Source organism: Banduia mediterranea (assembly GCF_031846245.1).
Lineage (GTDB): Bacteria > Pseudomonadota > Gammaproteobacteria > Nevskiales > Nevskiaceae > Banduia > Banduia mediterranea.
Genome location: NZ_JAVRIC010000044.1, coordinates 1 through 11,408 on the forward strand (window position 1 = coordinate 1; position 11,408 = coordinate 11,408).

An 11,408-nucleotide genomic window follows, 5' to 3' on the forward strand; every position below is an offset into this window, starting at 1 on the left:
CCGACCCTCGCCCGCTTGCGGGAGAGGCGGGACCGCTCGCGAATGCGAGCGGTGGGTGAGGGCAACGGCCATGCCGCAGGCGATTCATTGTGACGGATGCTGCCTGCGGCATGGCCGTTAGCAAGTTCAACGCGGTGCCGGGCCGCGGCGAGCTCTCGCCGCGGCCTTTTTATTGCTTATCGTCAGTCGAGACAGCGAGGATCCCATCGTGACGGCCATTGCCGACAAGACCATCTTCATCAGCGGCGGTGCACGCGGCATCGGCCTCGCCGTCGCCTTGCGGCTTGCCCGCGACGGTGCTCGCCTGGTCATCACCTCGCGCAGCGATACCGAATCCGCCGTGGCCGCCATCGAGGAAGCCGGTGGCAGGGCCCTGGGCCTGACACTGGACATGGACGACCCACAGCAGATCGACCGTGCGGTCGCGAAGACGGCCGATCACTTCGGTGGTATCGACGCACTGGTGCACAACGCCAGCCAGATTCACCTGGGGCCTCTGGAGCGCATTTCGAGCCGGGCGCTGGAGGTGATGCTGGCGGTCAACACGCACGGTCCGCTGCATCTGACCCGCGCCGCACTGCCACATCTGCGCCGCGCCACCAATCCGCACATCGTGGCGATGGCGCCGCCGGTCAACATGAGCCGGCGCTGGTTCACCGGGCGCACGCCATATGCGATCACCAAGCTCAGCCTGAGCATGATGGTGATGGGCCTGGCCGAGGAATTCCGACGCTACGGCATCGCCGTCAACGCGGTGTGGCCACTGACCGTCATCGACACCGCGGCGCTGAAGCACGCCCAGCACGTCAAGGCCGAGAACTGCCGCAAACCGGAAATCGTGGCCGACGCCCTGCATGTGCTGCTGACGCGTCCGGCGCGCATCAGCACCGGTCGCTTCTTTCTCGACGAAGAACTGTTGCGCGAATACGGCGTCAGCGATTTCCGCAGGTACGCGGTATCACCGGGCAAGCCGCTGATGTCCGACCTGTTCACGGATTGACGGCGCGCGCACCAGCGGCAGGCTCGCTTTGTCGGCCCTCCTTTGACAGAATTGCTGCACAGCAGCACTTCCCGCTGGCGCGACATCGCATTCGAGGAAGCTGAGCAATGAGACGTGTGGTATTCAATCAGAAGGGCGGTGTCGGCAAGACCACGATCGTCTGCAATCTCGCCGCCGTATCGGCGGCGCGCGGTCTGCGTACGCTGGTGATCGACCTCGACGTGCAATGCAACACCACGCGCTACCTGCTCGGCGCCGGGCCCTTCCAGCCTTCGAAGAACATCGCCGACTTCTTTGATGGAACGCTCAATTTCAGCCTGTCCAGCCCGCCGTTCGAAAGCTACGCGACGGAAACGCCGTTCGAAAATCTCGACCTGATCGCCGGCAGTCCGGAACTGGAGCATCTGCAGGTCAAGCTCGAAGCCAAGCAGAAGGTGCACAAGCTGCGTCAGGCGCTGGCGAAAGTGCGCGGTTACGATCACATCTTCATCGACACGCCGCCGGGGCTGAACTTCTACAGTCGCTCGGCCCTGATCGCGGCCGACCGTGTGCTGGTGCCCTTCGATTGCGACGAGTTCGCCAAACGCGCGCTCTACACGCTGATCGAGAACCTCGAAGAGATCCGCGCCGACCACAACGAAGAACTGGAGCTCGAAGGCGTCATCGTCAATCAGTTCCAGCCGCGTGCCAAGTTGCCGGCCCGAATGATTGAGGAATTGCGCAGCGAAGACCTCAGCGTGCTGGAACCGTTCCTGTCGAGTTCGGTACGCATCCGTGAATCGCACGAGCAGTCGAAGCCAATGATTTTCTTCGATCCTTCACACAAGCTGACGCGAGAGTACGAGGCGCTGTTCGATGCGCTTGAGCATGGTTGAGTGTCTGAAAGCATGAATTTCGCGTTCCGCAGGCTTGCGGTGGCGATCGCGCCCAATCCAAGGCAGCTTGCCGGTTCTTCGATCACGCGGACGTCACGATGCAGGGACTGCTGGAACCTCACTACGACGCCACGCTGCGGCGCTGCCGCAGCCAGCCGGTCATTCTGGCGGCCCAGGATTCCACCAGCCTGAATTACACCGCCCATCCCGCCACCGACGATCTGGGTCCGCTCAATACCCGGGCCGATCGCAGTCAAGGGCTGTGGATGCACGACACTCTGGCATTGACGCCGGACGGCGTGCCGCTGGGTTTGCTGGATGTCCAGTGCTGGGCGCGTGACCCTGCACAGCACGGAAAAGCCGCCCAGCGGACCCGGCGCATGACCCAGGACCATGGTGCCCTGTGGGATTTCATGCAGGCCCAGCCCGTGGCCGGCGTGCAGGCGCTGAGTGTGCCGCGCCGCGCAACCGCCCAGGCCCGCACCGCCCAGCTGCAGGTCCGCCACGCCCAGGTCGAACTCAAAGCGCCCCAGCGCAAAGCCCATCTGCCCCCGGCGAACCTCTGGGTCGTGAGTGCGTGCGAAGCGCCCGCGGCGGGCCTTGCCAAACCCATCGAATGGATGCTGCTGACGACGGTCCCGGTCGATACCTTCGAGCAGGCCTGCGAATGTCTGGCCTGGTATGCCCGGCGCTGGGAGATCGAGGTCTATCACCGAACCCTCAAGAGCGGCTGCCAGATTCAGAACCGCCAACTCGGCCAGGCCAAACGTCTCAAGGCCTGCCTGGCCATCGATCTGGTCGTGGCCTGGCGTGTCTTCCATCTTACCCAGCTCGCCCGCGAGCAGCCCGATGTCCAGCGAACTTGTGGGTAATGCTCAGCGGGAGCGGGAGCGGGAGCGGGTCAGTCGGCATCACGCCGCGCGTGATTAAGTCAACTCTTCCCCTTGCCGGGCGAGTAGAGGACTTCCACCTCCAAGCAGCTGTGCCCTGCCGGGCGCAGCACAAAAGGGCCAGGCGTCGTGCCCGGCCCCTGACCGCTAGTTCTTGACTGCGCTTGTCAGCGTATCAGAACAGCTCGGCATCCAGCGCCATCAGCGAATCGGCTCCGGCACGTGCCGCGCGGATCTGGTAGGCCGTTTCCGGCAACAGCTTGGCGAAGTAGAAACGCGCCGTGGCCAGCTTGGCCTTGTAGAAGCCGGCGTCCGCACCGTCCTGGTGGTCCAGGGCGATGCGGGCCATGCGCGCCCAGAAGTACGAGTAGACCATGTGACCGACCACGCGCAGGTACGGCACGGCCGCCGCGCCCACTTCTTCGGGATTCTTCATCGCTTTCTGTCCGATCTCGCCGGTGAGCTTGTTGACCTTGTCGCCGATATCCGCGAGCGGCGCGAGGAACTCGGCCATTTCCGGCTTGTCCTGGTTTCCCGCGGCGAAGGCCTGGATCAGCTGTCCGAAACTCATCAGCTTGGCGCCCATGTCGGTCAGCACCTTGCGGCCCAGCAGGTCCAGCGACTGAATCGTGTTGGTGCCTTCGTAGATCATGTTGATGCGGGCATCGCGCACGAACTGCTCCATGCCCCATTCGGCGATGAAGCCGTGCCCGCCGAACACCTGCATGCCGAGATTGGTGCTCTCGAAGGTGTTATCGGTGATGAAGGCCTTGATGATCGGCGTGAGCAGCGCCACCATGTCGGCGGCGTCCTTGCGCACGGCCTCATCGGGATGCGACAGCGCCTTGTCGATTTCCAGAGCGATCCAATAGCTGAACGCGCGCGCGCCTTCGGTATAGGCCTTCTGCGTCAGCAGCATGCGGCGCACATCGGGATGCACGATGATCGGGTCGGCGGCCTTGTCCGGCGCCTTGGGCCCGGACAGCGCGCGCATCTGCAGGCGGTCCTTGGCGTAGCTGATCGAGTTCTGGCAGGCGATCTCGGCCAGACCCAGGGACTGCATTCCGACACCCAGGCGGGCGGCGTTCATCATCACGAACATCGCCTGCAGGCCACGGTTCTCCTGGCCCACCAGCCAGCCCCTGGCTCCGTCGAGATTGATCACGCAGGTGGCATTGCCGTGTATGCCCATCTTGTGTTCGAGCGAACCACATTTGACGGTATTGCGCTCACCCGGCTCACCGGCTTCGGTCGGCAGGAACTTGGGCACGATGAACAGCGAGATGCCCTTGGTGCCACCCGGCGCATCCGGAAGGCGCGCCAGCACCAGATGGACGATGTTCTCCGCCATGTCGTGCTCGCCGGAGGAGATGAAGATCTTGGTGCCCGAGATCGCGTAGCTGCCGTCGCCATTGGGCTCGGCCTTGCTGCGCAGCATGCCCAGGTCGGTACCGCAATGCGACTCGGTCAGGCACATCGTGCCGGTCCATTCGCCCGAAACCAGCTTGGCCAGATAGGTTTTCTTCTGTTCCGGCGTGCCGTGCTCGTGGAGGCATTCGTAGGCGCCATGCGACAGGCCGGGATACATGGTCCAGGCCTGATTGCTCGAATTGAGCATTTCGTAGATGGCGTTGTTGACCACGATCGGCAGGCCCTGACCGCCGTATTCCGGATCGCAGGCCAGAGCCGGCCAGCCGGCCTCGACGTACTGGGCGTAGGCTTCCTTGAAACCGGTCGGCGTCTTGACCACGCCGTCACCCTCGTAGGTGCAGCCTTCCTGATCGCCGACCTGATTCAGCGGCAGCAGCACGTCGGTGCAGAACTTGCCGCCTTCCTCAAGGATCGCGTTGATCGTGTCGCCATCCATGTCCGCATGCGGCGGCATGGACTTGAGGATTTCTTCGACGCCCAGCAACTCATGAAGCACGAACTGCATGTCGCGCAGCGGCGCACTGTAATTGGCCATGTGGCTCTCCAGATATCAAATGAAAAGTGGGCGCAAAGCCGTGGCGAGGCGCACGGCTCCCCTGAATTTCGAGGCCGTACTGTAGCGTATGTTGCGTCGCAACCAAAGACCTGCGCGAACGAATCCCGTCAGAGTCGTGCGCGCTCCATTGGCGGCTCAGTGTTTGGTTTGGTAAACACGGCGCCATACGGCGCTCGCGGACGCTCTATTCGATCGAGCCCGGGATGCGCGGCACGGCCGACTCCACCTCGCCACACTGCGCGCGGTGGCGCAAGAGCTGATCGATCAGCACCAGGGCGAGCATCGCCTCGACGATCGGCACCGCACGGATGCCGACACAGGGGTCGTGACGGCCGGTGGTGCGCATGTCCACCGCCTGCCCATCCTGATCGATCGAACGGCCCGGCGTGGTGATGCTGGACGTGGGTTTGATCGCCACACGACACACCAGATCCTGGCCGGTGCTGATGCCGCCGGCGGTGCCGCCGGAATGGTTGGAGGCAAAGCCCTGCGGCGTCATTTCGTCGCGGTGCTCGGTGCCACGCATGCCGGCCACGGCCATGCCGTCTCCGATCTCGACGCCCTTGACCGCGTTGATGCTCATCAGCGCGTGCGCGATGTCCGCATCCAGGCGGTCGAATACCGGTTCACCCAAACCTGGCGGCAAGCCCCTGGCCTGAACCTCGACGCAGGCGCCGACGGAATCGCCTTCGCTGCGCATGCGATCAATCAGCGCTTCGAGTTCCGCTACACGCGAAGGATCGGCCACGAAGAACGGATTGCTGTTGACCGCTGCCCAATCCACAGTGTCGAGCCGCAGCGGCCCGACTTGCGTGACGCAGGCGCGGATTTCGATGCCGACGCGGTCGCGCAGGTATTTGCGTGCGACCGCGCCGGCGGCAACCCGCACCGCGGTCTCGCGCGCGGACGAGCGCCCGCCGCCCCGATGGTCACGCAGACCGTACTTCTGCATGTAGGCATAGTCGGCGTGATTGGGCCGGAAGGTCTGCTTGATCTTGTCGTAGTCGTAGCTGCGCTGATCGGTGTTTTCGATCAGCAGCGCGATCGGTGTGCCGGTGCTGCGCCCTTCGAACACGCCCGACAGTATCCGCACGGTGTCGGATTCCTTGCGCTGGGTCACGTACCTGGAGGTGCCGGGTTTGCGGCGATCCAGTTCGGGTTGGATGTCGGCCTCGGACAGCTCCAGCCCCGGCGGGCAGCCGTCCACGACACAACCGATCGCCGGACCGTGCGATTCCCCGAAACTGGTGACGCAGAACAGCTTGCCAAAGGTGTTACCGGACATCGTAGTTCCCAGATTGCAGTGCGACGCTCAGCGGCGCTCCAGCCAGTCGACGAGTTCCTCGCGCCCGATCACGAACACGCCATCACCACCACGCTCGAACTCCGGCCAGTACGCCGGCAGGTCCACGAAGCGCGCTTCGAATTCGGCCCGCGAACCGCCGATTTCGCAAATCAACGTGCCACCTTCGCTCAAGTGGCGCGGGCTGTCGTTGAGAATGCGCTCGACCAGTTCCATGCCATCGTCGCCGCCATTCAGCGCCAGGCGCGGTTCGTGTTGATATTCCCGCGCCAGCGCCTGCCATTCGGCCGTGGGCACGTAGGGCGGATTGCTCACGATCAAGTCGTAAGGTCGCCGACCGAGCTTGTCGAACAGGTCGGACTTGACCGCGCGCACCCGGCCGTCCATACCGTGGCGGCGGATATTGCTGCGCGCCACCTTGAGCGCGCCGGCGTCGATGTCGGCGGCGTCGACCTGTGCCTGCGGCAAGGCGAACGCCGCGGCGATGGCGATGCAGGCGCTGCCCGTGCACAGGTCGAGCACACGCGCCGGCGGAACGCTGATCCAGGGCTCGAACCCGGCTTCGATCAATTCGGCGATCGGTGAACGTGGGATCAACACGCGTTCGTCGACGAAGAACGGCAGACCGCAGAACTGCGCCTCGCCGATCAGGTAGGGCGCTGGCTGACGCGTTTCGATACGCCGATCCAGCAGATCGAGCACAGCAGTACGTTCGCTGCCGGTGAGGCGGGCATCCGCGTAGGCTGGCGGAAGGTCATGACGAAGATGCAGGGCGTGCAGCACGAGCTGCAGCGACTCGTCCAGGGGATTGTCGGTACCGTGGCCGAAGACCAGCCCGCAACGCGCGAATTCGCTCGCGCCCCAGCGCACGAAATCCTTGATGCTCAGCAGAGCGTCGGTATCGCCGGACGCATTCATAGGCTCAGACAGGGTTGAAAACCGGGGGCACGGAGGCAGTCTGCTAGTCTAGCAATTTCCCGATATTCCCATTGTGCGGCGAGCCGATTTTGGTGAGACGCCGGAGTTTCCTGATCGATGACCCCTCGCAGTCCTTTCGTGTTGGCCAGCTTTGTCGCCGTGTTCATCGGCGTCTGGATATTCGTATTGGCCTCGACTCACAACAGGCAGGATTTTCAGATCGCGACCGTGCTGGATACGCCGCGCACCATGCCCGAATTCGAGTTGATCGACGAAGACGGCGCCGCGTTCACCCGTGACCGCCTGCTCGGTCAGTGGACACTGCTGTTCGCCGGCTTCACGCACTGCGCCGATGTCTGTCCGAGCACACTGGCCTTGCTAGGCAACGTCAAGAGCCGTCTGGCGCAGTCCCATCCCGGCGCTTCGTTTCAGACGGTGTTCCTGTCGGTCGATCCGGCGCGCGATCAACCCGCGGCCCTGGCCAAATACGTACGCTACTTCGATCCGGAGTTCGTGGGCGTCACCGGTGCCAAGACGCAAGTCGACCGGGTGTGTTCCAGCCTTGGCCTGTACTACGCCAAATCGCCCGGACCGACCGACGACAGCTATACGATGGACCACACGGCTGCAATCGTGGTGATCGATCCGCAGGCCCGCGCCCGCGCCTATTTCGTTGTCCCGAAAAATCCGCAGGCCATGGCCAGCGACCTCGCATTCCTCATGTCCGTCTGAGCTTGCCATGCAACAGGATCTGCAATCCGCGTCCCTGAGCGACCGCCTGCTGGCTTGGCCTCAACTGCTGTTGCCGACGCGTTGGCTGTCCAGTCTGATGTGCGCACTGACGCGCTGGCGCTGGAAGCCGTTCAAGAATGCATTCATTCGCATTTTCATGCGCCTGTATCGGATCGACCTCAACGAGGCGCTGATTCGCGAGCCTACGGCGTTCGAGAGCTTCAATGCCTTTTTTACGCGCGCCCTGCTGCCGGAATCGCGCCCCATCGATGCGAACCCGTCGAGCGTGGTATCGCCGGTCGACGGTTGCATCTCCCAGCTCGGGGTGATCAGCCAGCGCAGCATCCTGCAGGCCAAGGGCATCAGCTACACGGTGGATGATCTGCTGGCCGGGCTCGGCGACGCGCGCGCCCTGGACAACGGCACCTTCTGCACGATCTATCTGGCGCCGAACGACTATCATCGCATCCACATGCCGATGGACGGCCTGCTGCACGAGTGGAACTATGTGCCGGGGCGCCTGTTCAGCGTCAACCCGGCAACCGCGCGCACCCTGCCCGGCCTGTTTGCACGCAACGAACGAGTCGGCACCTGGTTCGATACCCCGGCCGGCCCGTTTGCGATGATCCTGGTCGGCGCCCTGTTCGTCGGCTCCATGGAAACCGTCTGGGCCGGACAGATTTCGCCACCGCATCGACGCGACGGCGGCTCGCGTCATCGCCCGAGCCCGGCCGTGGCACTGACCCGCGGTCAGGAAATGGGACGCTTCAACATGGGCTCGACCGTGATTCTGCTGGGCGCACCCGGACTGCTGTCGCTCGACTCCACCAAGGCGGCCGGCGAGGCGCTGCGCATGGGTCAGGCGATCGGTTCGCTGCGGCCCCGGTCCGGCTGAACAAGCCGCCGGCTTGTGCAACCAAACGGGGCCGCAAAGGTCCAAGAGGCGTACACTGGATCCAGGTCAACTTTCTCCGAACCATGCGTCAAAAGCTTGTTTCTGCCGTGCTGATCAGCCTGCTCGCAGCACAGTCCGTCACGGCTGCCGTGCCTACGGACCTGAACCTGCCGCAGATGGGCGAGCCTGCCGATCTGTCGATGACGCCCACCGAAGAGCGGGAGATCGGGCGCGATGTCGTCGCCCAGCTTTATTCGGCCGGTTACATCCTCGATGACGCCGAACTGACCGACTACATGTCCGGCATCGGCTGGACGCTGGCCACCTATGCCGACAACAAGCCCGAAAGCTTCCAGTTTTTCGTGGTGAAGGACCCCAGGATCAATGCGTTCGCGCTGCCGGGCGGCTATATCGGTTTCAATGCCGGCCTGCTGATCGCATCCCATAACGAAAGCGAGGTCGCCGGCGTGATGGGCCACGAAATGGCGCACGTCACCCAGCGCCATATCGCACGCACGATCGAAGGCACCAAGGTCAGCAGCATGGCGACAATGGCGGCGATGCTGGCCGGCATCATCGCCGGCGCCGCCTCCGGCAATGGCGATCTGATCATCGGTTCGCTCGGCGCCGGCAGCGCCCTGAGCTACCAGAACCAGGTGAACTTCACCCGTGCCCACGAAATGGAGGCCGACCGCGTCGGCATCCGCACGATGGCCGAAGCCGGCTTCGATCCGGAAGGCATGGCGAGCTTCTTTCAGCGGCTCGAACAGCAATCCCGCCTCTACGGCAGCGGCGTGCCCGAAATCCTGCGCACCCATCCGGTCAACACCACGCGTATCGCCGAAGCCGAGTCACGCGCGCGCGACTACCCTGTGCGCTCGTACCATCAGTCCACCGAATTCCCGCTGATGCAGGCGCGGGCCACCGTGCTCAGTACCAGCCGTGCCAGCCAGGCACGCGAGCTCTATCTGCGGAAAATGGACGCGGGCGACGAAACCGTTTCCACCCGCTACGGTGCCGCGCTGGCGCTGTCCGAACTCAGTGAGAACGAGCGGGCGATGCAGGTTCTGGAGCCGGCGCTCGAAAAGATGCCGCGGAACACGCATCTGCGCTTGCTTGAGGCCCATCTGCAACTCGAAACCAGGCAGGGCGACCGCGCGCTGGCGACGCTCGAAGACGTGATGGAGCATCAGCCTCGCTCGGCGCCGGCGATCTTCGCCTACGCCGAAGCACTGATTACGCTCGACCGTCCGAACGAGGCGCGGCAGTTCCTGCTGGATCGCGGCCCACTGCTGGAAGGTCGCCCGGACATGCACCGATTGCTGGCCGACGTCGCCAAGGCCACCAACAACACCTCCGAACTGGCGTTCCAGAACGCGAGCTACCGCTTCGAGCGCGGTGATGCCCGCGGCGCGATCCAGCAGATCGATGCCGGCCTGCGTATCGCCGGCCTGGAAGACAACGAACGCGCGCGACTGTCCGCGTTCAGATCCGAAGTGCGCAGCGCCTTGCCGAAGAACTGGCGGCCCTCCGACAACCACCGCTGAAGTGCCCGCCGTAGCAGTTCCCGATCCTGATCAACCACGCAGCAGCCGATTCTCGAGCAACCAGCGATGACTGTGCTCCAGCATCGAAGCCAGCGATGAGGGCTGATAGCCCAATTCATCCATCGCCTTGCGACTGCTGCAATACATGTTGCAGGACATCAGGTGCACCGTATCGCGGGTGATTTCCGGCTCACGCCCGAACAGCGGCGCGATGAATTCCTCGGCGCTCGCATAGGCATGCAGCAGCCGGTTCGGCAGGGTCAGCACACGCGGCTTGCGACCGAGGATGCGTGAGACTTCCTGCACCAGGCCGACGTAGCTGGTATCGGCGCCGCCGAGCAGATAATTGGCACCGACCTCGCCACGCTCCGCGGCGGCAACCAGCGCCTTGGCCACATTCGGTGCATGACAGAAACTGCCGCCGCCAGCCGGCACGCCCGGCAAACGCCGCCCCCGCACGATGCCGAACAGGCGCGACCAGTTGTAGCGGTCATACGGCCCGATGACATGGCCCGGATTGATGATGACGGCCGGCAGACCGCGCTGAATGCCGTGCTTGACCTCGCGCTCGGCCATGGCCTTGCTGCGGATGTAGGTCACCTGCGAATTGCTGCCGCGCGTCGGCGTCTGCTCGGTGACGATCCCGCCGTGCACGCCATAGGCAACCACGCTGGAGGTGTGGACGAAGCGGCGTGCGCGCTGCTCCAGCGCCACGCGTACCACATTGCGTGTGCCGCGCACATTGACCTTCAACTGTTCGGCGCCGGAACGTGCCCACAGGCTGGTGTTGCCGGCCACATGAAACACCGCATCGGCTGATTTGGGCATGGCCTCACGCAGACTGTCGAGCTGGGTGACGTCACCGACGACACGCTCCACCGGCAAGGGATCGAGATCACGGGTATCGGCATTGCGGCGGCACATTGCGACAACGCGCCACTCCTGCGCCAGCAGCTCGCGCACCAGGTTCAGTCCGACGAAGCCATTGGCCCCGGTGACGAATGCGGTTCGGGTCACGGTCCTCGCTCCTCCTGCCGGGCCGTCCAATTTTTTTCCGAAGCGTACCGACGACAGGCAAACACAATCGCGGCGCAGCGGAGTTGTGCAGCCGTTGTACCACCTTAACGTGAATCACGCGCGGCGTGATGCCGAGCTACCCTCGCCCGCTTGCGGGATAGCAACCGTGTTTCGCGTCAAGCAGTCAAGGCTTGCAGTACGGTGCGGATTCCAAGGCTGCCGGGTACGCAGGATGGCATTGAGT

Annotated in this window: 10 protein-coding genes; 6 read left to right on the forward strand and 4 right to left on the reverse strand. The window is 64.1% G+C overall.

Annotated features, from left to right (window positions below; all coding sequences use genetic code 11):
* The first annotated feature begins 208 nt into the window (after positions 1-208).
* The 3 genes from RM530_RS18055 to RM530_RS18065 all read left to right on the forward strand — a co-directional run bounded on the left by RM530_RS18055 (position 209) and on the right by RM530_RS18065 (position 2,747).
* On the forward strand, positions 209-1,000 hold the full coding sequence (locus RM530_RS18055; protein WP_311366658.1) for an SDR family oxidoreductase: 792 nt from the start codon (positions 209-211) through the stop codon (positions 998-1,000).
* Positions 1,001-1,107: 107 nt separating this feature from the next.
* Complete coding sequence (locus RM530_RS18060) at positions 1,108-1,875, forward strand: ParA family protein (RefSeq protein ID WP_311366659.1); 768 nt, start codon at positions 1,108-1,110, stop codon at positions 1,873-1,875.
* Positions 1,876-1,973: 98 nt separating this feature from the next.
* Entirely contained in the window at positions 1,974-2,747 is a 774-nt protein-coding gene (locus RM530_RS18065; protein ID WP_311366660.1) for a hypothetical protein, read from the forward strand.
* Positions 2,748-2,940: 193 nt separating this feature from the next.
* Here the strand turns inward: RM530_RS18065 and RM530_RS18070 are convergent, their stop codons facing one another.
* The 3 genes from RM530_RS18070 to prmB all read right to left on the reverse strand — a co-directional run bounded on the left by RM530_RS18070 (position 2,941) and on the right by prmB (position 6,973).
* Positions 2,941-4,731 (reverse strand): acyl-CoA dehydrogenase C-terminal domain-containing protein, encoded by a 1,791-nt coding sequence (locus RM530_RS18070; protein ID WP_311366661.1) that lies wholly within the window; start codon positions 4,729-4,731, stop codon positions 2,941-2,943.
* A gap of 205 nt (positions 4,732-4,936) precedes the next feature.
* Positions 4,937-6,037 carry a chorismate synthase gene (aroC, locus tag RM530_RS18075; RefSeq protein WP_311366662.1) on the reverse strand — a complete coding sequence of 367 codons (1,101 nt, stop codon included), beginning with the start codon at positions 6,035-6,037 and terminating at the stop codon, positions 4,937-4,939.
* Between the two features lie 27 nt (positions 6,038-6,064).
* Entirely contained in the window at positions 6,065-6,973 is a 909-nt protein-coding gene (gene prmB, locus RM530_RS18080; protein WP_311366663.1) for a 50S ribosomal protein L3 N(5)-glutamine methyltransferase, read from the reverse strand.
* A 117-nt stretch (positions 6,974-7,090) separates the two neighbouring features.
* Between prmB and RM530_RS18085 the strand changes: the two genes are divergently transcribed.
* The 3 genes from RM530_RS18085 (at position 7,091) to RM530_RS18095 (ending at position 10,147) form a co-directional block, all read left to right on the forward strand.
* Positions 7,091-7,705: an SCO family protein gene (locus RM530_RS18085; protein WP_311366664.1), complete on the forward strand. Its 615-nt coding sequence runs from the start codon at positions 7,091-7,093 to the stop codon at positions 7,703-7,705.
* Positions 7,706-7,712: 7 nt separating this feature from the next.
* A complete protein-coding gene (gene asd / locus RM530_RS18090) occupies positions 7,713-8,600 on the forward strand; it encodes an archaetidylserine decarboxylase (protein WP_311366665.1) in 888 nt (295 codons plus the stop codon).
* A gap of 83 nt (positions 8,601-8,683) precedes the next feature.
* Positions 8,684-10,147, forward strand: a complete 1,464-nt coding sequence (locus RM530_RS18095) for a beta-barrel assembly-enhancing protease (protein ID WP_311366666.1) — start codon at positions 8,684-8,686, stop codon at positions 10,145-10,147.
* A 30-nt stretch (positions 10,148-10,177) separates the two neighbouring features.
* Here the strand turns inward: RM530_RS18095 and RM530_RS18100 are convergent, their stop codons facing one another.
* Positions 10,178-11,164, reverse strand: a complete 987-nt coding sequence (locus tag RM530_RS18100; RefSeq protein ID WP_311366667.1) for an SDR family oxidoreductase — start codon at positions 11,162-11,164, stop codon at positions 10,178-10,180.
* Positions 11,165-11,408: the final 244 nt, after the last annotated feature.

Bases quoted from the DNA above. Each gene is read 5' to 3' on its own strand.
- asd (WP_311366665.1), top strand. From the start codon at position 7,713: ATGCAACAGGATCTGCAATCCGCGTCCCTGAGCGACCGCCTGCTGGCT.
- RM530_RS18060 (WP_311366659.1), top strand. From the start codon at position 1,108: ATGAGACGTGTGGTATTCAATCAGAAGGGCGGTGTCGGCAAGACCACG.
- RM530_RS18065 (WP_311366660.1), top strand. From the start codon at position 1,974: ATGCAGGGACTGCTGGAACCTCACTACGACGCCACGCTGCGGCGCTGC.
- RM530_RS18095 (WP_311366666.1), top strand. From the start codon at position 8,684: ATGCGTCAAAAGCTTGTTTCTGCCGTGCTGATCAGCCTGCTCGCAGCA.
- RM530_RS18085 (WP_311366664.1), top strand. From the start codon at position 7,091: ATGACCCCTCGCAGTCCTTTCGTGTTGGCCAGCTTTGTCGCCGTGTTC.
- aroC (WP_311366662.1), bottom strand. From the start codon at position 6,037: ATGTCCGGTAACACCTTTGGCAAGCTGTTCTGCGTCACCAGTTTCGGG.
- prmB (WP_311366663.1), bottom strand. From the start codon at position 6,973: ATGAATGCGTCCGGCGATACCGACGCTCTGCTGAGCATCAAGGATTTC.
- RM530_RS18070 (WP_311366661.1), bottom strand. From the start codon at position 4,731: ATGGCCAATTACAGTGCGCCGCTGCGCGACATGCAGTTCGTGCTTCAT.